The organism is Saprospiraceae bacterium (genome assembly GCA_016710235.1).
GTDB lineage: Bacteria > Bacteroidota > Bacteroidia > Chitinophagales > Saprospiraceae > Vicinibacter.
The window spans coordinates 284,764-309,393 of record JADJLG010000001.1; the positions used below are offsets into that span (position 1 = coordinate 284,764).

The window sequence follows — 24,630 nt, forward strand, 5'->3', positions numbered from 1 at the left end:
ATTTATTCTACCGGTTTGTCCGTTGGAGGATCTTTTGGATTTTGCTCTCTGTTGGGTCTGTTGTGGTGGCGCTGATCCCCCCGATTTTTATGTTGAGGTGGTTGCGGTCCTTTTGGTCTGTTTTGTTCCGGTCTTCGCTCATTAGGATTTTGGCCACCATTACCTTTATTTGAATCTGCTGATTTGGTATCCTGGTTTTGATCTCCGTTATTTCTTGGATTGTTTTGATTTGAATGCGTGTTTTTGTTTTGAGGCTTTTGCTGTTGGGATTGAGTTTGCCCAGCCTGATTTTGATTTGGATTTTTATTCTGGCGGTTTTTGTTCTTTTTCTTTTTCCTCCTTTTATCAGCAGGTAGTTCTATGGCTCCTGTCACGTCAGCATATCCTTGTTCAGCTTCTGCATCATCAGCTTTCTCCTCTTGGGAAGCGACGATATCATCCGGCATTTCTCCACGATCGTTGAGTGATTTTATTCTACGGACTTCATCCGGGCTCAGCGGCATCACTATACTTCTCCCTTTGAGTGGTTCATATTGATAATAGATCATGCCTTTGAAAATATCGATTTTGACTAATGAAGCTCTACCATTTTTTGCTTTCAGTGTTTCTACATCAGAGGGGTACTTATCGAGTTCGTCAATATACAGATCCAGCTCATAATTCAGGCAACACTTGAGTCGGCCACATTGACCTGAGAGTTTCGATTGGTTGATAGCGATATTCTGGTATCGGGCAGCAGTAGTGTTTACCGATTTAAAATCTGTCAACCATGTAGAGCAGCAGAGTTCCCGTCCGCAAGCACCTATTCCACCGATTCGAGCGGATTCCTGTCGTGCTCCAATCTGCCTCATTTCGATTTTTACTCTAAACTCTCTCGCATACTGTTTCACCAATTCCCTAAAATCAACCCATCCATCCGCAGTGTAAAAGAAAGTAGCCTTCTTGAGGTCGGCCTGGTATTCTACATCACCCACTTTCATGTTCAAACCGAGCGTTCTGGCTATGACACGAGCTTTTACCAGAGCGGGTTCTTCCATAGCTCTGGCTTCCTCCATTTTTTCGATATCTCTGGGATTAGCCTGGCGAATGACCTCATACATGACTTTGTCCTTGGAATAATTCTTCCGTTTCATCTGGAGCAAAACCAAATCTCCCATGAGGCTCACTCTACCGATATCATATCCACCACTACCAGTATCTACCAGAACCAAATCTCCTGTCGTAAATCTATACGACACCGGCAGTTTGTAAAACGACTTCCTGGCTCCATTTTTAAAACTAATTTCTGCATAATTAGAAACTGTCGGATCCTCAATGTCTAATGTCGTCAACCAGTCAAAAGTGTTGAGCTTATTACATCCACCGGTTGAACAGTGTCCTTTATTTCCACAGCCCGAGGGCATACCATTTTTTCCTGTTGAGCATGAAGTACACGCCATAATAAGAATTTATTTTTTAAGTACTAGACATGCGGCTAATTGAATGATGAAATCTGTCATGAGGATCTTTGCGTTTGCATTGCGATTGACCGCCACGATTGCATCATCAATCAGATCCGAGATTTTTTCGATCTGCGGCTCTGACAAGCCATTAGAGAGTTTAAACACATAATCCAGCATATCGTTCTGGAACTCAACCGGATGTAATACATTATTTTTCATTCTCAATGCCAGAGAAAGCATTTGCAATATGTATTTGAGTTGAGCATTCTGCTTATCTCGTCCGAGTGTACTGACTTTCTCCACCCATTCCATCATACCGACAGTTTGCCCGGTATATGCACTCCTAAAAAGTGCTTTAGTCAATTCCAGATAAGGGCTTTCTGTATCCCGGCTCCAATGCAAGGCTTGTGCGAGGTTATTGTCAGCAATCAACAAACATGTCCTTGCTTCAATCTCGCTGACATTTTGTGACCTTACAATATATTCGATGCAATGGTCTACATGAGGCAAATACATCGGATAGCGTTGTGCTCTTGATCTGATCGTTGGCAGTAGAGCAGATTCATTGTCAGTAGCCATGATAATATAACTATCTGCGGGTGGTTCCTCAAGGATTTTAAGAAGTTTGTTTCCCTCCTTTCCCAAATATTCGGGCAACCAAATGACAAAAACTTTCTTGTCCCCAAGGAATGCTTTCATGCTGAATTGTTCTTCAAAGGCCTCACATTCAGCTACCGTGATATTGGGAAGCTTCCCCTCCTTGTCTATCACGGAGACCCATTCCGTGACATTCATATAGGGGTTTTCAAAAAAGGCATCCCGCCATTGAGCATAAAAATCGAGTGAAACCGCTTTTGCGCCTATGGTGGGAAATGTAATGTGCAGATCCTGGTGTTTGAGGTCCCCCACTCTTTTGCAAGCCCGGCAATGCCCACAAGGAGCTGTCGGATTTGAACACAACAATGTCTGTGCAATGCTAAGCGCAGCGATCAACTGTCCACAACCGGTCTGGCCTCCCAAAACGAGAAAGTGGGGCATTCGCCCTTGTGCCATCAGGCTTGAAAAGCCATCCAGTAATTCACTCTGACCGGGCAGTGATCCAGACCAAAGCCGAACTCCTTCCACGAAGGGTTCTGATGGATGCTCCTGAATAGTTTCTGTATTGCTACCAAACAACATATCATGCAAAGATAGCATATGAAGAACTTAAAAAATCCAGCATTTAAAGAAATACACTTCATTATCGCAATTCTTTATAATATTTACATCAAAAATCCACTGAAATTTCTACAATAAAATTTTGGTGTTTTATGTAAACTAACAAAGTCCGTAATTTAAGGTGCCGCTTTTTTTAAAGCCGATATGCAATGGATTAAAAAAATGCTGGATGAAGCTTATACAATAATTGATATGGGGGATCCTCTAGGTCTAGGAATTAGTATATTTTATAATGCAGAAAAAAAATTGTTAGGATGGTTATAGAGAATATTAAGAAAATTATATTAAATGAAAATAATGACTTCAATAGTTTATTATATAATTATAATATTATTGATTTCAATTATATTCAATATTCCCCTGCCGTTACCTTTACTTTATCAAATATCCATGCTCGTAAAATTATTAATATAACAATATATGGTGGATATGGAAAAATATTATTAGAAATATTCGATTTAAACACCTATGAGTTACTTAGAGTGGGTAGAATTTTGTATTTTTCATGTGGAATTTCGACAGATTTATCGATGCATGCCAAATTAGAGCAATTTGGCGGCAATGATATTGCTGAGAGAATAAAAAACTGTTTTCATTATTTGAACACATTTAACAGTCCAATACTGGGAGCAATTTTTCGACTGTCCTACTGGTGTTCAGATCCATACCCTTGGGATCCTAAGTATAAGTAAATGTATAAAAGAAATTACTAAGATGGAAATAGAGAAAATAAAAAAGATTATTATCGAGGAAAATTCATTTGATAATTGCTTATTATATAATTATCATATTATTAAATTTAAAGACTTTTCTTACATCCCTTCTGTTAGTATTAAATTGTCTAATATCCATTCGGGGAAAATTATTAATATATTAGTAACCGAAGGGCATGAGAAAATATATTTAGATGTATTAAATTTGAACTCGGATGAGCAACTAACAGTGGGCAATATATTGTATTCTTTATGTGGCATTTCATCAGAGTTAGAAATTTCTGTGAAATTGGAGGAATATGGGGGCAATGATTTATACGAAAGATTAAGAAATTATTTACATTATTTAAACTCAATGGACTGTCCAAAATTGAAAGAGGTTTTTCAAACTCCATACTGGCATTTAGAACCTCCGCCCTACGATCCGTATGTAAAGTAAACTTTCCTTAATCATTTGCGATTTATCGCATGACTTGATCTCAAATGGAGCCTCTCACTCTAATCATATCAATATAGAGAAAAGGGACATCAAAGAACCTCAACCTGCTTTGGTCATTGGTTTGAAGTCTTCCAACATTAGATTCTAAATATCCAATACTTGTCCAAGGTTGGAGTAGCTGCCACCATAGCATTTGCTGTACTCATGCCGAAGCTCTCTGACCTGCAAAGCCTTGTAGAGGCAGCCAGTTCCATCGCAGCCGGAAATGTATTTTGGGGAGCGGTTGATATTATCACCACCATAGCGGGTTACGTCCCCTGGGGAAAGGTCTAGAAGAGTATAGGAGAGCTGGTGAAGGCTGTAGGGCCATTACGCAAATTTTATTTGGCTATAGACAAGTACGGCTCTGCAGGTATGGCCAAACTGAGAAAATACCTCAACGAAAAACGAGGTAGAGCCACCTACGAAGACGGAAAAGTAAAAATATCCAATCCCGATGGCACAAAAATTGATGCAGAGGATGTTGTAAGAGTTGCTAAAGTATTTAAAAGCCTTATACCAAAGATAATTTTAGGGATAACTTAGCAATTTTAACTGATGAAATACCTGCCAATTCCCAAGCACATCATGTTTTTCCTCAACAAACAGATTTGGCACAATTTTTCCAATCCAAAGGAATTGATATTCATGATCCTTTGCATGGCACTTGGTGGCCTACTCCTGCACATCAACAAAAAGGCATAGAGTATAATTTAAAATGGAAAGAATGGATTGATGAAAATGCCTTTACAAATAAAGAACAAGTCCTTAAAAAAGGACGAGAACTGATGAAGGAATATGGATTTAAAGTAAATTTTTAAACAATGGATTTCTATAAAATTTATACTTCAGATAACAATAGTAACATTTGTTTTCAATGTGACGAAATAGATTATGACATGAGCTTGCAAATTTTATATGGTAAAGTTGATAATTCAAATAGAATATTTCAATTTTCTTATTACGGAGGAAAAATTTCACCGACATTCTGCGTCCCTATGGATTCGTATATTTAATTTCAAGTAAATTGCAAAGGATACTAGATGATAATGAAATTAGCGGTTTCAAATTATATGACGCTGAATTGCGCAAAAAAATGGAAATAAGGACAGACTATAAAATATTAGGAATAACAGGGCGTTGTAATGATAGCTTACAAAGATCATTATGATATCATTCCAGTTCAAAACACATACTCTGGAATTTGGGCAAATTATTATACAAATAAAAAAATATATGGCTGGGATGGATCTGATATATTTATGGCATCTAACAATTTATTCACTATTAATTACAGCTAAACTCCGCAAAACTACTATTAAAGGAGAAGATATCAAATTTACAAATTGAGAGCTTAAAAGATATTCTTGTTCCGATGTAAATTAGATGTTAATATACTTAACCAATATTTAAAAACCAGAGAATAGACTATATAGATTTATAATTTTTGCTGAAGTTCTTTACAGTTGGAAATTAATAATTACAGCGACCTGCTGTAATTATAGGAATAATTCAATACTACCATTAAATTAATAATGAATGTAGTAACGAAGTGCCCTCATCAGAAATATATCAGTTCATGAAAGAATGGGCAGAACAGCTTGAAAAGTGGAGAAGTCTTAATAACAATTCCAAATAGAATCCCAAAATCTAAAAGAACACTGAAATGCCACAAATATTTTTTATACTTGTCCATTGGTTTTCAATATTTTCGCATTGGAAGATTTCAATTAAATCGGACAGTTTAAGCTTGGTCGGTAGATGAGAATGTTGATTCTCTCTACCCTCTAAGGTTGAATAATAAAAATATCCAATCCCGATGGCACAAAAATTGATGCAGAGGATGTTGTAAGAGCTGGTATTACAAACTTAGAAGAGTTATTCAAAAACCCTTCTAAAATTTGGGGTAAGAAGCACACAGATCTAGATGATCTTTTAACAAGCAAAGGATGGAAAAATCTGAATATCAAGGAAATTCAGATGCTGTGCTTTATACATTTGATGGAGGGAAAGCAGGCAAAAGCTCAATAGTATTCAATTACCAGGGCAGCAGACATGAAAATGCTGTATATTATAAACTAGAAGGGGCGGAAATAGTGAAATTTACAGGTAAAAATACGAAAGTTATTGATAAAAGAACTTATGGCTCTTATGATAAAGAAACCTCTAGAATAATTGATGGACCAACAGGTAAAATATTAAAATATTGATTTATGGACTTTTTAAATGATACAATTCATCCGTTTCTTGGAACAAAAAATTTTCGTGTAGGTGCACATATGTATATTTTAAATAATTTTCTTAAAAACATTTCAATTGAAAATAGAAAAATAGAACTTACTTATAATCAAATATTTATTACCTTATATAATGCTGTAACAGTTTCTATAAATATCTCAACTGGATGTATTTTTAGTATTTCCTTCTTCGGAATTTATTCAGGTAAAACAATACATGGCATTGGAATTGGTTCAAAAGTAAAAGACTTGTTCAAAACAGGTTTTACAATTTGTACTGATGATGATGCTATTTTAATGGGCGAAAAATGTGAAGCTCCATTTAAATATATTTTCTATATAAACAATGAAGGACTTTTTATTCAAAACATAAACGATGTCCTTGAACATGAAATAACTGCGATAGTTACTGAATTGCCATTATATGATCTTGAGTTAACAGACTCTGTATAAAATTCATAATAATTACGCTATCAGCTTATATTTATTATGCTGCTAATACTATGTGAATTTCATATCGCTTACTTAATACCTCGAAAGGTGCAGTTTTCAAGTGAACTATATTAGGAAAGCATTATCCATGCTCCATGGATTGGTCAAGAATTTGATAGTATTTTCTAGAAGACCAAAGTACAATAGCCCTTAAGTAATCAGTACAAGTTTAAAGATCACCATAGTATTTAGTTTGTAAGTTTTGCCAAGGTATCATAGGTTGTTATAGATGGCAAGTCAAATGGAAATAAAAAACCGTTAGATGTAATTACATATTATTTTGGAAACCGAATAGCCTTCCTTTGGTCTGAAGAATTCGAATTCACTATTGATTCAGATCATACATTGTATTTGGATCTGAATTACAAAATTCCATTTGCAGGCGTTAACGTGTACCGGACGATCAAAATCAATAATTAAACATCTCAACAGAAACATCATGAAAAATATCATTCTTCACCTCTCCCTGGTGCTGCTGTGCCGGAACTTGGTCATAGCTCAATCCAACTATGTCCAACTGGCAGATATGTCAGGATACAATACGGGGACGGGCAACATAGCGACATTGGCCGATGAAGCCAATGCAGCCCTGCCCGAAATCTACCGATCCTTCAAAGTCATTGACTTCGGGTACTATATCCATAACGGTGAGCAAGGCCTCACAGAAGAGATCATGGCCAACGCAGAGACACAAGCTGCGAGCGAAAGTCCATACTTCCTCCTTGTCGGAAAAGAAAGCAATCCGGAAGGCGTGCTCAATCGATTTACCGTCAAGCTCAAGATACCCTTAGTAGCCAACTGTCTGTCACAGGAAGATGTAGATATCAAGGCTCAGGAACTCGAGAATCTGCTGAATAACGAAAACACAGGCCCTACTACTTATATCACCAATCTCGCTAAGGCCACGGCCGATCTGAGGGATTACTTCAGGTATATGACCGATAGCTGCTGTTACGCCGGCATATCTGGCTTTACGGGAGAAATGTGTAGCGGCATTATGTGCAATGTGCCATCGGATTTTTTAGCCCAATTCAATTTTACCAATGATGACCTTAAGTTTTTTAAATCTCATGATGAAATAGTTTGTAAGGCTTACAATTTGTACAACAACCCTGTAAAACTACATAGTTCAAAAAGAAGTAAAAAAGGCAATGATCAAAACGGCTATGCTTATGGCCAAGGATGCTTATTCTCTTTACTTTAACAGGATTAAAATCAGAGGCTCCCTGGATTTAGAATACTACTTCAGAGCAGGAGGACTAAGTGATTACTTGTTTCAATATGATCAGAAAAAAGCAAAGTACCATACTATTTTTAACAGCTTATACGAAGAATGCGGTGGTCTTGCCTTTGGTTCCCAATTGAATGCTATTGATTTCTTGATTGAACCACTTGCTGCCCTATCAGAGATAACCTGTCAGATAGCCGGACAGTTTGAAAGCTTCTTAAATACAATCAGAAATCTAAGTCGCGAAGACATACAATTAATTTGTTACGTCCTGGTTGGAGTAGCTGCCACCATAGCATTTGCTGTACTCATGCCGAAGCTCTCTGACCTGCAAAGCCTTGTAGAGGCAGCCAGTTCCATCGCAGCCGGAAATGTATTTTGGGGAGCGGTTGATATTATCACCACCATAGCGGGTTACGTCCCCTGGGGAAAGGTCTGGAAGAGTATAGGAGAGCTGGTGAAGGCTGTAGGGCCATTACGTAAATTTTATTTGGCTATCGACAAGTACGGCTCTGCAGGTATGGCCAAACTGAGAAAATACCTCAACGAAAAACGAGGTAGAGCCACCTACGAAGACGGAAAAGTAAAAATATCCAATCCCGATGGCACAAAAATTGATGCAGAGGATGTTGTAAGAGCAAGTAAGATTTTGGATGATATTTATAATCTTCAAAAATCTGTAGTTGAAAAAAACAAAAATATTATTTCTAAAGCTTCTTCTAATGCCAAAGGTGCTTTTGGAGAGATTAGCTCTGATGTAGCTTTAACTGAAAAAGGGTTTAAACCATTGCATTCTAGAAAAACCTCAATAAATGATGGTTGGGGTGAAAAAGGTATCGATGGAGTTTTTGAAAAAAATGGTCATTATTATATAGTGGAAGCAAAATACAAAGGCACAGCGACTTTAAATTACGCTGCAGATGGAAAGCAAATGAGTGATCCTTGGATCAACGGAAGCAATAGATTGAGAATTGCTGTAGGAGATCAACCTACTGTAAATGCAATAAGAAATTCCGGTTACAGAAGAATATTGGCTGAAGCAGCACCCGATGGAACAATCGTCTATAAAGAGATGGATGCAGCCGCTAATGTAATTGGAAACTTTAACCCTTAAAAAATGAGAGACAAATTAAAAAATAAGGCTTATTTTGATAAAATGATTAATACCTTTAATGAGAGTATTGAAACCCAATTGAACTGGATCGAAATTGGAACCACACCTCAAGAAAGAATTAATTATGTAAAGCGTGGAATAGTACAAGATTATATTTGTTTGATACAATGCAAATATTCCAATAACTATGACTTAAACAGTTTAAAAGAAGATTTACAAAAATGTATTAAAATATGCAATGAAAGTTGGGACGGCTTTTGGAATTACAATTTTAACGGTAAAAAATTAAATCAATATACCTTATCTGGTTACGAAGAAATGTTATCATTGTTATCATTAAGCCATTTATTAAATGTACTTAATGAGGATTTTCTAAAATTAGTTGAAGTAATAGACCGAGATGGAGTAAAAGATTATTTATATGAATTTATCATTAGAGCAAAGTTCAAAAATAGGGAGGCAATATTAGAAGAAAGCTACCAAACTTTTTTCCATGTAAAGCATACTTTTGAAAAGCTACGTCTAGCCATTAATGAAACGGACAAAACTAAAGCTGAAAAATTAGTACAAGAATTTATTACCAAAGTTTGGTACACAAATCATAAAGAAGCTGGTTGGTATAATAGTCATAAAAGTAAACATGATATATATTGTGGTTATTGGAGTTTTGAAACTGCAGCAGTGGTAAAAATAATGGGTTTGGAAGATAGTAGCTTTATAGATTGCCAGTATTACCCAAAAGATTTGGTTCTTTTTGAAACGGAATAACACCCGTTTTTTTCAATATTTGTATCAAAAAGGTCAGACATTTAGCATGATAATTAATTCCCTTGTTCATCGGAGGTCGCTGTAAGGCAGAGGCGATGCAAGACTGAGTCACGATTTTAAACGAGGCTGAACTCAACTAAAAAGTACTACACGATCCACTTGTAGGTGCAGTTTTCAAGTGAACTATATTAGGAAAGCATTATCCATGCTCCATGGATTGGTCAAGAATTTGATAGTATTTTCTAGAAGACCAAAGTACAATAGCCCTTAAGTAATCAGTACAAGTTTAAAGATCACCATAGTATTTAGTTTGTAAGTTTTGCCAAGGTATCATAGGTTGTTATAGATGGCAAGTCAAATGGAAATAAAAAACCGTTAGATGTAATTACATATTATTTTGGAAACCGAATAGCCTTCCTTTGGTCTGAAGAATTCGAATTCACTATTGATTCAGATCATACATTGTATTTGGATCTGAATTACAAAATTCCATTTGCAGGCGTTAACGTGTACCGGACGATCAAAATCAATAATTAAACATCTCAACAGAAACATCATGAAAAATATCATTCTTCACCTCTTTCTGGTGCTGCTGTGCCGGAACTTGGTCATAGCTCAATCCAACTATGTCCAACTGGCAGATATGTCAGGATACAATACGGGGACGGGCAACATAGCGACATTGGCCGATGAAGCCAATGCAGCCCTGCCCGAAATCTACCGATCCTTCAAAGTCATTGACTTCGGGTACTATATCCATAACGGTGAGCAAGGCCTCACAGAAGAGATCATGGCCAACGCAGAGACACAAGCCGCGAGCGAAAGTCCATACTTCCTCCTTGTCGGAAAAGAAAGCAATCCGGAAGGCGTGCTCAATCGATTTACCGTCAAGCTCAAGATACCCTTAGTAGCCAACTGTCTGTCACAGGAAGATGTAGATATCAAGGCTCAGGAACTCGAGAATCTGCTGAATAACGAAAACACAGGCCCTACCACTTATATCACCAATCTCGCTAAGGCCACGGCCGATCTGAGGGATTACTTCAAGTATATGACCGATAGCTGCTGTTACGCCGGCATATCTGGCTTTACGGGAGAAATGTGTAGCGGCATTATGTGCAATGTGCCATCGGATTTTTTACCCCAACTCAATTTTACCAATGATGACCTTAAGTTTTTTAAATCTCATGATGAAATAGTTTGTAAGGCTTACAATTTGTACAACAACCCTGTACAACTACATAGTTCAAAAGAAGTAAAAAAGGCAATGATCAAAACGGCTATGCTTATGGCCAAGGATGCTTATTCTCTTTACTTTAACAGGATTAAAATCAGAGGCTCCCTGGATTTAGAATACTACTTCAGAGCAGGAGGACTAAGTGATTACTTGTTTCAATATGATCAGAAAAAAGCAAAGTACCATACTATTTTTAACAGCTTATACGAAGAATGCGGAGGTCTTGCCTTTGGTTCCCAATTGAATGCTATCGATTTCTTGATTGAACCACTTGCTGCCCTATCAGAGATAACCTGTCAGATAGCCGGCCAGTTTGAAAGCTTCTTAAATACAATCAGAAAACTAAGTCGCGAAGACATACAATTAATTTGTTACGTCCTGGTTGGAGTAGCTGCCACCATAGCATTTGCTGTACTCATGCCGAAGCTCTCTGACCTGCAAAGCCTTGTAGAGGCAGCCAGTTCCATCGCAGCCGGAAATGTATTTTGGGGAGCGGTTGATATTATCACCACCATAGCGGGTTACGTCCCCTGGGGAAAGGTCTGGAAGAGTATAGGAGAGCTGGTGAAGGCTGTAGGGCCATTACGCAAATTTTATTTGGCTATAGACAAGTACGGCTCTGCAGGTATGGCCAAACTGAGAAAATACCTCAACGAAAAAAGAGGTAGAGCCACCTACGAAGACGGAAAAGTAAAAATATCCAATCCCGATGGCACAAAAATTGATGCAGAGGATGTTGTAAGAGCTGGTAAAGTATTTAAAAAGCCTTATACCAAAGATAATTTTAGGGATAACTTAGCAATTTTAACTGATGAAATACCTGCCAATTCCCAAGCACATCATGTTTTTCCTCAACAAACAGATTTGGCACAATTTTTCCAATCCAAAGGAATTGATATTCATGATCCTGTGCATGGCACTTGGTGGCCTACTCCTGCACATCAACAAAAGGCATATGAGTATAATTTAAAATGGAAAGAATGGATTGATGAAAATCGCTTTACAAATAAAGAACAAGTCCTTAAAAAAGGACGAGAGCTGATGAAGGATTATGGATTTAAAGTAAATTTTTAAACAATGGATTTCTATAAAATTTATACTTCAGATAACAACAGTAACATTTGTTTTCAATGTGACGAAATAGATTATGACATGAGTTTGCGAATTTTATATGGTAAAGTTGATAATTCAAATAGAATATTTCAATTTTCTTATTACGGAGGAAAAAATTTCACCGACATTCTGCGTCCCTATGGATTCGTATATTTAATTTCAAGTAAATTGCAAAGGATACTAGATGATAATGAAATTAGCGGTTTCAAATTATATGACGCTGAGTTGCGGCAAAAAAATGGTGAGGTTAGGACAGACTATAAAATATTAGGAATAACAGGGCGTTGTAATGATAGCTTAAAAGATCATTATGATATCATTCCGGTTCAAAACACATACTCTGGAAATTGGGCAAATTATTATACAAATAAAAAAATATATGGCTGGGATGGATCTGATATATTTATGGCATCTAACAATTTATCACTATTAATTACAGCTAATCTCCGCAAACTACTACTAAAGGAGAAGATATCAAATTTACAAATTAAAAGCTTAAAAGATATTCTTGTTCCGATGTAAATTAGATGTTAATATACTTAACCAATATTTAATAACCAGAGAATAGACTATATAGATTTATAATTTTTGCTGAAGTTCTTTACAGTTGGAAACTAATAATTACAGCGACCTGCTGTAATTATAGGAATAATTCAATACTACCATTAAATTAATAATGAATGTAGTAACGAAGTGCCCTCATCAGAAATATATCAGTTCATGAAAGAATGGGCAGAACAGCTTGAAAAGTGGAGAAGTCTTAATAACAATTCCAAATAGAATCCCAAAATCTAAAAGAACACTGAAATGCCACAAATATTTTTTATACTTGTCCATTGGTTTTCAATATTTTCGCATTGGAAGATTTCAATTAAATCGGACAGTTTAAGCTTGGTCGGTAGATGAAAATGTTGATTCTCTCTACCCTCTAAGGTTGAATAATAAAAATATCCAATCCCGATGGCACAAAAATTGATGCAGAGGATGTTGTAAGAGCTGGTATTACAAACTTAGAAGAGTTATTCAAAAACCCTTCTAAAATTTGGGGTAAGAAGCACACAGATCTAGATGATCTTTTAACAAGCAAAGGATGGAAAAAATCTGAATATCAAGGAAATTCAGATGCTGTTCTTTATACATTTGATGGAGGGAAAGCAGGCAAAAGCTCAATAGTATTCAATTACCAGGGCAGCAGACATGAAAATGCTGTATATTATAAACTAGAAGGTGCTGAAATAGTGAAATTTACAGGTAAAAATACGAAAGTTATAGATGTAAAAAACTATGGCGACGAGTGGAGATTTGAGAATTCAAAAATCATAGATGGGCCTACAGGAAAGGTCTTAAAAAATTAAATTATATGGACTTACTAAATAAAACAATTCATCCCTATTTCGGAACAAAAGAATTTCAAATAGGAAAAAATATGAGCAGTCTTATTGATATTCTTCATGATACATCAAATGATGAAAAAGAAATATCCCTATTTGGTTTCCAGATTAATATATCATTCTTTGGCTCAATTCGTGTTTCGATTAATATAGCATCTGGCATCATTTTTAGAACTGTTTACTTTGGTAAGTATAAAGGTAAAACAATACATGGCATTGGAATTGGTTCAAAAGTAAAAGACTTGTTCAAAACAGGTTTAACAATTTGTACTGATGATGATGCTATTTTAATGGGCGAAAAATGTGAAGTTCCATTTAAATATATTTTCTATATAAACAATGAAGGACTTTTTATTCAAAACATAAACGATGTCCTTGAACATGAAATAACTGCGATAGTTACTGAATTGCCATTATATGATCTTGAGTTAACAGACTCTGTATAAAATTCATAATAAATACGCTAACAGCTTATATTTATTATGCTTCTAATACTATGTGAATTTCATATCGCTTACTTAATACCTCGATAGGTTCAGTTTTCAAGTGAGCTATATTAGGAAAGCATTATCCATACTCCATGGATTGGTCAGGAATTTGATAGTATTTTCTAGAAGACCAAAGTACAATAGCCCTTAAGTAATCAGTACAAGTTTAAAGATCACCATAGTATTTAGTTTGTAAGTTTTGCCAAGGTATCATAGGTTGTTATGGATGGCACAGCACATGGATCAAATCTTCCTGAAGACGTAATTGCAAAGAATTTTGGAAACCGAATAGCCTTCCTTTGGTCTGAAGAATTCGAATTCACTATTGATTCAGATCATACATTGTATTTGGATCTGAATTACAAAATTCCATTTGCAGGCGTAAACGTGTACCGGACGATCAAAATCAATAATTAAACATCTCAACAGAAACATCATGAAAAATATCATTCTTCACCTCTTTCTGGTGCTGCTGTGCCGGAACTTGGTCATAGCTCAATCCAACTATGTCCAACTGGCAGATATGTCAGGATACAATACGGGGACGGGCAACATAGCGACATTGGCCGATGAAGCCAATGCAGCCCTGCCCGAAATCTACCGATCCTTCAAAGTCATTGACTTCGGGTACTATATCCATAACGGTGAGCAAGGCCTCACAGAAGAGATCATGGCCAACGCAGAGACACAAGCCGCGAGCGAAAGTCCATACTTCCTCCTTGTCGGAAAAGAAAGCAATCCGGAAGGCGTGCTCAATCGATTTACCGTCAAGCTCAAGATACCCTTAGTAGCCAACTGTCTGTCACAGGAAGATGTAGATATCAAGGCTCAGCAACTCGAGAATCTGCTGAATAACGAAAACACAGGCCCTACCACTTATATCACCAATCTCGCTAAGGCCACGACCGATCTGAGGGATTACTTCAAGTATATGACCGATAGCTGCTGTTACGCCGGCATATCTGGCTTTACGGGAGAAATGTGTAGCGGCATTATGTGCAATGTGCCATCGGATTTTTTACCCCAACTCAATTTTACCAATGATGACCTTAAGTTTTTTAAATCTCATGATGAAATAGTTTGTAAGGCTTACAATTTGTACAACAACCCTGTACAACTACATAGTTCAAAAGAAGTAAAAAAGGCAATGATCAAAACGGCTATGCTAATGGCCAAGGATGCTTATTCTCTTTACTTTAACAGGATTAAAATCAGAGGCTCCCTGGATTTAGAATACTACTTCAGAGCAGGAGGACTAAGTGATTACTTGTTTCAATATGATCAGAAAAAAGCAAAGTACCATACTATTTTTAACAGCTTATACGAAGAATGCGGAGGTCTTGCCTTTGGTTCCCAATTGAATGCTATCGATTTCTTGATTGAACCACTTGCTGCCCTATCAGAGATAACCTGTCAGATAGCCGGCCAGTTTGAAAGCTTCTTAAATACAATCAGAAAACTAAGTCGCGAAGACATACAATTAATTTGTTACGTCCTGGTTGGAGTAGCTGCCACCATAGCATTTGCTGTACTCATGCCGAAGCTCTCTGACCTGCAAAGCCTTGTTGAGGCAGCCAGTTCCATCGCAGCCGGAAATGTATTTTGGGGAGCGGTTGATATTATCACCACCATAGCGGGTTACGTCCCCTGGGGAAAGGTCTGGAAGAGTATAGGAGAGCTGGTGAAGGCTGTAGGGCCATTACGCAAATTTTATTTGGCTATCGACAAGTACGGCTCTGCAGGTATGGCCAAACTGAGAAAATACCTCAACGAAAAAAGAGGTAGAGCCACCTACGAAGACGGAAAAGTAAAAATAGAGAATCCCGATGGCACGAAAGTTGATGCAGAGGATGTTGTTAAGGTACGCAACCTATTATGGCAGCAACATGAAGATAAAGTAATGGATATTTATAAAGTAGATGCACGACAAGTTTCTTTGAATGTTGATGGTACAGTAATTAAACCTGATGGTTTAAAAATTACTCAAAAAGGTCCACCTATAATTTTTGAAATTATTGAAGCAAAACATAAATCTGGCACAAAATATGAATTGGAAAATGGAGAGTATACTGAAGGATTGAAATATACCACCAACCAAAAAGTGGCTTTTCCCAAAATAGCTAACTCAAATGGAAATAAAGTGGTAAAATTGGAGTATGATACAAAAATCGGAGGCGAAACATATTTCAAGGGAGATGAAATATTGATATCAAATAAAATTAAAGTTGTCACCAACGATGTTAATAATGATTTAATTCCTCCCCTTATTTTTAAATAAATTGTAATAATAATGAAAAAGACTAGAAGAGATATTTACATGAGGTTTAAGATAGAAGTCCATGATTTTTTACTAGAAAGAGGATTTGAATATTTTCCAAAAGATATGGAGTATAGAAGAGAAGTTGCTGAAGGCCATAGTGAATTTAGCTTTAATGTAACCTATTTGAGTGGGCCTTGGTTTGAGTTTAGTTATTATGTCGGAGTAAAATTTGTCGTCTATTCTGATATCTATAACCTCTTTATAAAAAATCCAAAAGATAACTGGAGATACCGGAGTGTTTATGCCATAAATGGATCCAAATTAGGTTTATATAAACAAGATAGAAATTCAGAAGATCACTTCTCTACAGAAAAGCAATTGATAGATATGGCAACACATCTTAAATCAAATTGGAATATTGTAGAAGATTTCTATTTGGCCAATTCATCGGTAGAAAAATGTGCTAATTTAGTCTTTCGATCAAATGGGAAAAATATATATAATTTAAGTTTATACCCGTATCAAGAAATAATACTCGCATATATTTCTAAGCATCCTGAGTTTAAAGATATCTTTAACAATTATCGATCAAAGGCCACAGAACAAGCCGGAATCGACTATTATAATAATCTAAAGAATGCATTAAATCAATATGATCCCAATATAAATTTAGAATAATATGACACTTAAAGAATATATATTAAATTTGTATTTATTTGTCAAACTGATTCAATATGAGTTTTGTAATATCTATAACGAAAAATGTAATTTCATCAGATGATGACATAGCTTGGAAGCAAAATTGGGAAATGTACGAGCGCTATCACGATGATAAAAATACACCTGATCCAATACTGCAGAAATTTCTAGAAGAAATGTTGCAGGAATATCCAATGCAAAAATCTAGACTTGATTCAATAGAAGATGAAGAAGTATTTGATGATGATATTTGGTTAGACGATCCAACTACAAGTGTGCATAGTGAAATGTCAGTACTTGGAATAAGTTCAGGATATGTTGAAGAGGTGATGCCACAATTAGTAAAAACGGCAAATAAATATAATCTTGTAGTTTTTGATGACCAGGAAGGAATCATCTATAGACCGAATAAAAAATCAGAGCCACTGAATAAGAAAAAATGGTATCAATTCTTTTAAATCAATGATCAGCATCCAAGGTATCAGTGTTAAAGTTGATGGTCTTAAAGTAATTGGTCATGATGAGAGTCATCTGATAATGAAAATTATTTGTACCAAGTTTAAACATAGCGGTTTTGACATAAGCAATTTGGATAAAATAGTTTATACTAAAAGTGAGAAAATATTTTTTGATTTGGTTTGCAATTCTGAAAATGGAATCCTGATCCAATTAAATGAAGAAATAAAATTCGAGTCAACAAATTATCCCAAAAATTATCCCGTTTTAATAACTCAGAAAATTGATATTGTTCTTAATAGCAAAAAAGGCGGCTTTATTATTTTAGAATACCCAATGAATTTAATTGCAGAACTCAACTAAAATGTACTAAACGATCCCCTTGTAGGTGCAGTTTTCAAGTGAGCTATATTAGGAAAGCATTATCCATGCTCCATGGATTGGTCAGGAATTTGATAGTATTTACTAGAAGACCAAAGTATAATAGCCCTTAAGTAATCAGTACAAGTTTAAAGAGCACCATAGTATTTAGTTTGTAAGTTTTGCCAAGGTATCATAGGTTGTTATGGATGGCACAGCACATGGATTAAATCTTCCTGAAGACGTAATTGCAAAGAATTTTGGAAACCGAATAGCCTTCCTTTGGTCTGAAGAATTCGAATTCACTATTGATTCAGATCATACATTGTATTTGGATCTGAATTACAAAATTCCATTTGCAGGCGTAAACGTGTACCGGACGATCAAAATCAATAATTAAACATCTCAACAGAAACATCATGAAAAATATCATTCTTCACCTCTTTCTGGTGCTGCTGTGCCGGAACTTGGTCATAGCTCAATCCAACTATGTCCAACTGGCAGATATGTCAGGATACAATACGGGGACGGGCAACATAGCGACATTGGCCGATGAAGCCAATGCAGCCCTGCCCGAAATCTACCGATCCTTCAAAGTCATTGACTTCGGGTACTATATCCATAACGGTGAGCAAGGCCTCACAGAAGAGATCATGGCCAACGCAGAGACACAAGCCGCGAGCGAAAGTCCATACTTCCTCCTTGTCGGAAAAGAAAGCAATCCGGAAGGCGTCCTCAATCGATTTACCGTCAAGCTCAAGATACCCTTAGTAGCCAACTGTCTGTCACAGGAAGATGTAGATATCAAGGCTCAGGAACTCGAGAATCTGCTGAATAACGAAAACACAGGACCTACTACTTATATCACCAATCTCGCTAAGGCCACGGCCGATCTGAGGGATTACTTCAAGTATATGACCGAAAGTTGCTGTTACGCAATTAATTTTCAGCAGGACTGTGCTAAGGGTCAATGCAATGGAAGAGATAATCTACTAAATCTTTTGAACATTAAAGGAGCTTTAAAGTCTGAGTTGGAATCATTCTTAAAATCAAAGCCGGAATTACAATGTGAAATTCTAGCAAACATTCATAAAAAAGGAAAACCAACAGAGGTAACATTAAAAATTGCTCAAACGGCACTGATTCTATATAAAACAGTTGATGCTTTACAAAAACAAAAAATAAGTTCAAGAGCAAATTTATTAGATATAAAAGAGGCGGTAAATTATACTGGATTAAGTGATTATCTGGATGACTTTAATAAGAATGGCGGCTCAAATTCATATAATAATTTCTTTAACAAAATCTTACAGCTAAATCAAAATAATTATAGAAATTTTAATACGCCATATTCCTGGTTAGAACTATACAATACATTTAACATATGTTATGAAGGTCTTAATTCAATAAAAGTCAAACTATTCAATCTAATTAATGAATTCGCGCCAAAGAGTATTGAAGATTGGACCTTACTAGGATTGACTGTAACATCCATTACCTTACAAATTTTTGGACATCTCAATCCATTAACTTCCATTTCAATAAACCTAGGATCTGCTGCTATTAATTTTTATGCTGGAAATTATATTTCAGGAATAATAGATATAAGCCTAGCAATATTAGATCTTGTAGTTGTAGGCGAGATAATAGGAGTATTGAAAGAGGGCATAGAAGGGGCAATAGGGATCGGTAGATTGCTGATAATTTTTAAAAACTCAAGCAAATTGTCAACTTTGGTCAAAGCTAAAATTCTAAGCGGCGAAGCCAGAATTTTAAAAATTAATGGAGCAGTACATATCTCTGAAAATGGTATTACAAGGCGAATAACTGAATATTTGTTTGCTAAAGGTGTAAAAATTGGTAGCTTTGCAATTCAAAATGTCAAGCATGGTAGTGGTGATAAAATTGCTATTATTGGAAGAAGTATGGATGATGTTGTATCACCAGCAGCTAATATATTGCATGAACAAAATATTGCTGTGGAATTATTTACAAATACCTCTGGTTATCAGGCAGCTTTAAAAAAATTTGAAGAATTAATCGCTAAGACTAAACCAAATAGAGTAAGTGAGATAGATACAAAAGCTTCGGCTTTGTTTAAAATGAATGAAGAATGGATTAAAAAATTATTGTATGAAGGATATACCATAATAGATATGGGAAATCCTTTGGGGAAACATTTAAGTTTCTTCTATGAAATGGAAAAATCGCTCCTTGGTTTTAAGTAACTTCAAAACCGACAAATATGAATATTAGAAAATTATTCAGCAACCATCAATTTGATTTAAATAAAAAAGAAAAGTTAAATTTAAACAATTTTTTACTCTTCATGGATACACTTTCCAAAAACAAGAATTCAATTTTTTATTCTTACATTTTCATGCAGGAAAAAACAGTTGAAATTAAACCAGATATTCTAGATCTTTTTTTTGAAAATAAAGCGAATAATAAAGTATTTAATATTATGGTATTTTTAAATCAGGGAATTGTAGGAGATGGTTCAATATATAATACTATTGATGAACAAAAAATATATATAAATAATTTGATATATGTAGTACTAAAAGTAAAAATCACCAGTTATGATCTGTACAATATGCAGGTATTAGAATTGACAAATCCAAATGAGAATATAAAATATTACTTTAGCTTTTTAGATAATATTAAAAGTGATTTAATACATCAAGTTTTTCAAGGAAAATTATGGATTAAAGATCCATTTTATTTAGATCCTTATTATAAATAATAATATTTCATTTACTGAACATTTAATGAATATTAGATATTAAATACTAGCTAATAAATGATGTGAAGAACGGAATAATTATATATTATAGGAGAATATATATCATCATTTTATTAATTGTAGCATTTATCTTTTAATTTAAAAAAAAATAATTATGGAAAATATAGTTCAAGTAAATGAATTCAGTTTTGATGCTTTTGTACTTTTTTTGAAGAATCTATCCGTAAAAGATACATCACTATTTTACTCATATGATTTTCAAAAGAATGCATCAATTAGTCTTGGCCCATCAGCTTTTGTAATTTTTCTTGAAAATAAAGGAAATAACAAAACACTTGAATTGCTAGTTAGCGTTCGTCGAGGAGTTGTGATATCATCCAAATTACGCAATAATATTAATTATGAATTTATATTAATTCTTGATATGTTAAGTATTTTAACGGAAGTAAAAATTTCTCAACTTGAATTGATAGAGAAACAAGAAAAAAATGGATCATATGCGTTATCGAAGATAAAATTTTATTTTACCTACTTAGATTCCATTAGTAACCAAAAATTGTTTCAAGCTTTTCAGTCCGATTATTGGATAAAGGACCCACTTTGCATTGGTACATTTCAGGATTAAGCCGCTGTTTGTAAATTTTGTAATTCCAATCCGATTGTCGAAGTTTTCAATAGCACGTGCGGCATTATTAGCTCATAAAATAGAAAAATCGTAACTACTTAGGTCAAAGGTAAGGTAAAAATACCTTCAGCAAATAGAGATTTTATCCAATCGAGCACATTCACTGAGTTTTTTCTTAAAGTGATTGTTATGGAGGAAATACGCATATAGTATTTCGCACCTTCCAGAGATCTAAAGCATCCAGCCACTTTTTGTTTTGTTTTGCAATGGCGAATATCGCGTTCTGCTTGATTGTTTGTAAATGGTATTAAGTTGCTGAAGGCAAATCCCAATACAGATTCCTTATATTTAATTAGTCTGTTGATTAAGTTCAATCCTTTTGAATTTTTAATTCGACCTCTGTAACTTGTTCTTCTTGGTGGCGGTTCTTCATGAATTCCTTGTCGTAGTATTTTGTTATAGTCAAGAAGTATTTGTTTTTTATTTTTCTTATTTTTAGCTATCGGTGAATTATGTAGTTCTAATAAATATTTTTGAAATCGAAAAGCCCACTTTGATTTATCTTCTATTAATGCATTGAGTTCCCTTATGAGATGTGCTCCGCATATTACATGTTTAACTTGTTCTAATGTAAAATAGCTAGACCAGCAATCATGCACTAGTATTCCTTTATAATATGGTAATATGGAAGCTTCATTTCGAATTGCTTTTTGACCTCTTTTCTCGTTTATAAACTGGTGAGTTAGTTTGTCAGTCGATACTACATGATTCCAATAATTTTTACCATTGATATTAACTCCTGTTTCATCCGCATGCACTAATTTGCTATTCAGTAAATGTTCTTTTACCTGATCTTCTGTTGGTTTCATTAAGTTATAAGATTGTTTCAACCAATTGATAATACTGGATTCGTTTATTCTGATCTGATATAGATCTTCCATCAACTGGACAATCTTTGCCAGTGGAATTTTATAATTTACACTCATTATTACACATACAGCCTTTATGGTTGAACCATCTGCGTCGGCGCTTGTATGTGATTTGGAAAATGTCCGGCAGTTATAGCCTGACAGTACGGACATATACATTCTTTACGTTGATATTCTATTATCCGGATCTCCTGTGGAGGAATATCAAATTCTTGTCTTGTTTCAATTATTACACCTTTGACTTTTGTAAGATCTGCTCCACATTGACATCGTTTCGGTTCCAAAACTATAACCTCATCCACAAATTCTACTTTATCTAAAGTCTTTCCCTCGTGACCCTTTTGCCCACCTGAATTCTTATTCTGTTTCCTGGTAAATGCACTCTTTATCTTCTTAGTCTTGTATAGGTCCGAAGAAGGAGGCATATGACTATTTTTACTATTTTGCTTATTTTTAAGTTCTAATACCTTTATTCTCTCCTTTAGTATTGCATTCTCCACTCGAAGCTGGGCATTCTCTGCTCTAAGTTCAACTACTTCTTGCCGTAGTTTATTTAATTCTAATAATATTTCTTCTAATTTATGGATAACTTGAATCTTTTGATGAGTATTGATTCAATTATCTTCTATTGGTAGGAACACAAATATACCTATTTTTTTAATTCCGAGATAAAATATTATTTTTGACCTAAGTAGATACGAAAAATCTTTGTGGGAAAATAAAATTAATACAAGATGCGAAGCTTTTGATGTAAACATTATTATAGCTAATTCGGGCTTATCAGGGTAATTTAATGATTATTCAAAAACAAATCAAAGTATAACGATTTATGCCTACAGTTATACAATAAAGCAAAAAGTGGAAATGCGCGCTTTCTTGTTCTTTCTTTTAGTAATTTCGCAAGTATGATATTTCAAGAAGTAGTGCAAAGTACCACTTCATTTATTGTAGGTACATTTCAGAATATCGTCACCATGGTGAGTACTCCTGAAGGAAGAATACTTTTGGCACATTTATTGGGTCCGATTATATTAGATGTATTGCTTGAAATGGGAGGATATGGATTATTTGTCAGTATGAAGGACATTATATTAGAGTTTACTCAACCGGTGATCAATTATATTACAGCCGTCATATCCATTGTATCACTTATCGCTAATCTTATCCCCCTTACAAAATTAGCTACTGCGATGACCAGATTTATGATGTATGCTCAGGTAGGCATAAATCTCATGCGAGAGGTTCTAAAGAACAATTTTGCTGTAAAGTTTATATTAAAAAAATTGGATGAAGGATACGAATTGGTTAAAATAAGTGGGGAGTTTTGTATCAAAAAAGGTAGCGATGTGCGCAAATGTACTAGTTTTCTCGGGTGCTTTACTAAAAATACTCCTGTCTTAATGGTGAGTGATCGATCTCAGCTGCAAGCTGAGAATGAAGCCATACGAGATGGCTTCATAGATTATGAACCGAGCCAAGCTTGGCTCGGCTTATACAAAAGCCTTAAGAATACCGGCTATTCTTTAGCCCTTGCTGCTCTTCCACTTGTCACTCCTGTCCCAATCCAAGATGTGCAACTCTTCGACTATGCAGTCGCTCACAAATCAGTAAACTCATCTTACGGTCTCACAGCATCAAATGATGACACTTTCATAATCGGCAAAGACCCATACACAAGTGATCAGCAACGAAGCCGAGATCAATACGAAATCAACGATACTGATTGGAATGAAGTAGCCTTTGAAGAAGTCAATGGATCATCGACTTGTAAACTTGCATTGCATAATGACTGGATTACAAATCATGACTATACTGTCGATGGTATCATAAACATGAACCTAACTGAGCAAGGCATCTCAGGGCCATTCAAAATCACATCTATCAAGCACATCATACCGCAGAAAAAACCTGTGGATGAAGACCCAAATGATGAGTGGGAATATAGGCCGGTCACAGGTTTATTCATCCATCATAGTAATCAAGTACACAATATATCTTTTGATAATAACGAGACTCTCGGAGTCACTGCTCCGCATCCAATCTTCTCTACCACTCACAATGACTGGCGACTGGCTGGAGACCTTGAAGTCGGTGAGAAAGTACTTACCTATCATGGTGAAGCGACTGTACTCAGCAATGAAAAGAAGGCTGGCAGTGAAGCGGTGTATAATCTGGAGATTAAAGATTTGCATAATTTTTTAGTAGGTGATGTGGGTGTTGTGGTGCATAATGGATGTAGCTTTGCAGATCTACTGGCATTTTTCAAAAACGTAATTAAATTAAAGGGAAGTAATATTCCTAAAAGGATAAATTTAGAAACTACCGCAGGTGATATTTTCATCCCAGAATCTGGATTTAAGCATATATATGAAACGATGTTCAAACCAGGTTTTGATGCTTATAACGATAAATTTACTTTTAAAATTCCAATTAAAGATGCGGAAAATAGATTTGCAATTGAGATGAGTGATATGTTACCCAATATCAATAATGTAATTCAAGATGTAATAACTAATAACAAGTATGACAAAAAAATATATTCTGGTAAATGGGAATTCATATTTAAAGCAGGAGATGGCAATGGCAATTTAATCAAAATGTATCATGCAAAATTTGAATAAACTCAAAATAGAATT

28 protein-coding genes are annotated in these 24,630 nt (G+C 35.3%); 24 read left to right on the forward strand and 4 right to left on the reverse strand.

Going from position 1 to position 24,630, the window contains the following annotated elements; genetic code table 11:
- Positions 1-2: 2 nt before the first annotated feature.
- Positions 3-1,439 carry a hypothetical protein gene (locus IPI99_01240; GenBank protein ID MBK7339132.1) on the reverse strand — a complete coding sequence of 479 codons (1,437 nt, stop codon included), beginning with the start codon at positions 1,437-1,439 and terminating at the stop codon, positions 3-5.
- A 9-nt stretch (positions 1,440-1,448) separates the two neighbouring features.
- Positions 1,449-2,639: a hypothetical protein gene (locus IPI99_01245; protein MBK7339133.1), complete on the reverse strand. Its 1,191-nt coding sequence runs from the start codon at positions 2,637-2,639 to the stop codon at positions 1,449-1,451.
- Positions 2,640-2,914: 275 nt separating this feature from the next.
- Between IPI99_01245 and IPI99_01250 the strand changes: the two genes are divergently transcribed.
- The 23 genes from IPI99_01250 to IPI99_01360 all read left to right on the forward strand — a co-directional run bounded on the left by IPI99_01250 (position 2,915) and on the right by IPI99_01360 (position 21,065).
- The gene (locus tag IPI99_01250) at positions 2,915-3,352 is read left to right on the forward strand and encodes a hypothetical protein (protein ID MBK7339134.1); all 438 of its coding nucleotides are present in this window, start codon (positions 2,915-2,917) and stop codon (positions 3,350-3,352) included.
- Between the two features lie 22 nt (positions 3,353-3,374).
- A complete protein-coding gene (locus IPI99_01255) occupies positions 3,375-3,812 on the forward strand; it encodes a hypothetical protein (GenBank protein ID MBK7339135.1) in 438 nt (145 codons plus the stop codon).
- 159 nt (positions 3,813-3,971) lie between these two features.
- Entirely contained in the window at positions 3,972-4,145 is a 174-nt protein-coding gene (locus IPI99_01260; protein MBK7339136.1) for a hypothetical protein, read from the forward strand.
- Positions 4,146-4,163: 18 nt separating this feature from the next.
- Entirely contained in the window at positions 4,164-4,397 is a 234-nt protein-coding gene (locus IPI99_01265; protein MBK7339137.1) for a hypothetical protein, read from the forward strand.
- 65 nt (positions 4,398-4,462) lie between these two features.
- On the forward strand, positions 4,463-4,672 hold the full coding sequence (locus IPI99_01270) for a hypothetical protein (protein ID MBK7339138.1): 210 nt from the start codon (positions 4,463-4,465) through the stop codon (positions 4,670-4,672).
- 3 nt (positions 4,673-4,675) lie between these two features.
- Positions 4,676-4,867 (forward strand): hypothetical protein, encoded by a 192-nt coding sequence (locus IPI99_01275; GenBank protein ID MBK7339139.1) that lies wholly within the window; start codon positions 4,676-4,678, stop codon positions 4,865-4,867.
- 933 nt (positions 4,868-5,800) lie between these two features.
- Positions 5,801-6,061 carry a hypothetical protein gene (locus IPI99_01280; protein ID MBK7339140.1) on the forward strand — a complete coding sequence of 87 codons (261 nt, stop codon included), beginning with the start codon at positions 5,801-5,803 and terminating at the stop codon, positions 6,059-6,061.
- Between the two features lie 3 nt (positions 6,062-6,064).
- Complete coding sequence (locus IPI99_01285; GenBank protein ID MBK7339141.1) at positions 6,065-6,541, forward strand: hypothetical protein; 477 nt, start codon at positions 6,065-6,067, stop codon at positions 6,539-6,541.
- A gap of 478 nt (positions 6,542-7,019) precedes the next feature.
- Positions 7,020-7,784 carry a hypothetical protein gene (locus IPI99_01290; GenBank protein MBK7339142.1) on the forward strand — a complete coding sequence of 255 codons (765 nt, stop codon included), beginning with the start codon at positions 7,020-7,022 and terminating at the stop codon, positions 7,782-7,784.
- On the forward strand, positions 7,732-8,922 hold the full coding sequence (locus IPI99_01295; protein ID MBK7339143.1) for a hypothetical protein: 1,191 nt from the start codon (positions 7,732-7,734) through the stop codon (positions 8,920-8,922). Before IPI99_01290 ends, IPI99_01295 begins: the two co-directional genes overlap by 53 nt.
- Positions 8,923-8,925: 3 nt before the next feature.
- A complete protein-coding gene (locus tag IPI99_01300; GenBank protein MBK7339144.1) occupies positions 8,926-9,690 on the forward strand; it encodes a DUF1911 domain-containing protein in 765 nt (254 codons plus the stop codon).
- Positions 9,691-10,246: 556 nt separating this feature from the next.
- Positions 10,247-12,001: a DUF2380 domain-containing protein gene (locus IPI99_01305; protein MBK7339145.1), complete on the forward strand. Its 1,755-nt coding sequence runs from the start codon at positions 10,247-10,249 to the stop codon at positions 11,999-12,001.
- A gap of 3 nt (positions 12,002-12,004) precedes the next feature.
- Positions 12,005-12,562 (forward strand): hypothetical protein, encoded by a 558-nt coding sequence (locus IPI99_01310; protein ID MBK7339146.1) that lies wholly within the window; start codon positions 12,005-12,007, stop codon positions 12,560-12,562.
- A gap of 838 nt (positions 12,563-13,400) precedes the next feature.
- A complete protein-coding gene (locus IPI99_01315) occupies positions 13,401-13,877 on the forward strand; it encodes a hypothetical protein (protein ID MBK7339147.1) in 477 nt (158 codons plus the stop codon).
- A gap of 264 nt (positions 13,878-14,141) precedes the next feature.
- Positions 14,142-14,336 carry a hypothetical protein gene (locus tag IPI99_01320; GenBank protein ID MBK7339148.1) on the forward strand — a complete coding sequence of 65 codons (195 nt, stop codon included), beginning with the start codon at positions 14,142-14,144 and terminating at the stop codon, positions 14,334-14,336.
- A gap of 19 nt (positions 14,337-14,355) precedes the next feature.
- The gene (locus IPI99_01325; protein ID MBK7339149.1) at positions 14,356-16,197 is read left to right on the forward strand and encodes a hypothetical protein; all 1,842 of its coding nucleotides are present in this window, start codon (positions 14,356-14,358) and stop codon (positions 16,195-16,197) included.
- A 12-nt stretch (positions 16,198-16,209) separates the two neighbouring features.
- Positions 16,210-16,857 (forward strand): hypothetical protein, encoded by a 648-nt coding sequence (locus IPI99_01330; GenBank protein MBK7339150.1) that lies wholly within the window; start codon positions 16,210-16,212, stop codon positions 16,855-16,857.
- A 56-nt stretch (positions 16,858-16,913) separates the two neighbouring features.
- Entirely contained in the window at positions 16,914-17,336 is a 423-nt protein-coding gene (locus tag IPI99_01335) for a hypothetical protein (GenBank protein ID MBK7339151.1), read from the forward strand.
- A 4-nt stretch (positions 17,337-17,340) separates the two neighbouring features.
- Entirely contained in the window at positions 17,341-17,697 is a 357-nt protein-coding gene (locus tag IPI99_01340; GenBank protein ID MBK7339152.1) for a hypothetical protein, read from the forward strand.
- A 202-nt stretch (positions 17,698-17,899) separates the two neighbouring features.
- Positions 17,900-18,094, forward strand: a complete 195-nt coding sequence (locus IPI99_01345; protein MBK7339153.1) for a hypothetical protein — start codon at positions 17,900-17,902, stop codon at positions 18,092-18,094.
- Positions 18,095-18,113: 19 nt separating this feature from the next.
- Complete coding sequence (locus IPI99_01350; GenBank protein MBK7339154.1) at positions 18,114-19,922, forward strand: hypothetical protein; 1,809 nt, start codon at positions 18,114-18,116, stop codon at positions 19,920-19,922.
- A gap of 17 nt (positions 19,923-19,939) precedes the next feature.
- Complete coding sequence (locus IPI99_01355) at positions 19,940-20,440, forward strand: hypothetical protein (GenBank protein ID MBK7339155.1); 501 nt, start codon at positions 19,940-19,942, stop codon at positions 20,438-20,440.
- A 154-nt stretch (positions 20,441-20,594) separates the two neighbouring features.
- Entirely contained in the window at positions 20,595-21,065 is a 471-nt protein-coding gene (locus tag IPI99_01360) for a hypothetical protein (GenBank protein MBK7339156.1), read from the forward strand.
- 98 nt (positions 21,066-21,163) lie between these two features.
- On the opposite strand, the gene IPI99_01365 is transcribed toward IPI99_01360, so the two are convergent.
- Positions 21,164-22,051 (reverse strand): IS66 family transposase, encoded by an 888-nt coding sequence (locus tag IPI99_01365; GenBank protein MBK7339157.1) that lies wholly within the window; start codon positions 22,049-22,051, stop codon positions 21,164-21,166.
- A 17-nt stretch (positions 22,052-22,068) separates the two neighbouring features.
- Entirely contained in the window at positions 22,069-22,419 is a 351-nt protein-coding gene (locus IPI99_01370) for an IS66 family transposase zinc-finger binding domain-containing protein (protein MBK7339158.1), read from the reverse strand.
- Between the two features lie 480 nt (positions 22,420-22,899).
- Between IPI99_01370 and IPI99_01375 the strand changes: the two genes are divergently transcribed.
- On the forward strand, positions 22,900-24,615 hold the full coding sequence (locus IPI99_01375) for a hypothetical protein (GenBank protein MBK7339159.1): 1,716 nt from the start codon (positions 22,900-22,902) through the stop codon (positions 24,613-24,615).
- The last annotated feature ends 15 nt before the right edge of the window (positions 24,616-24,630 follow it).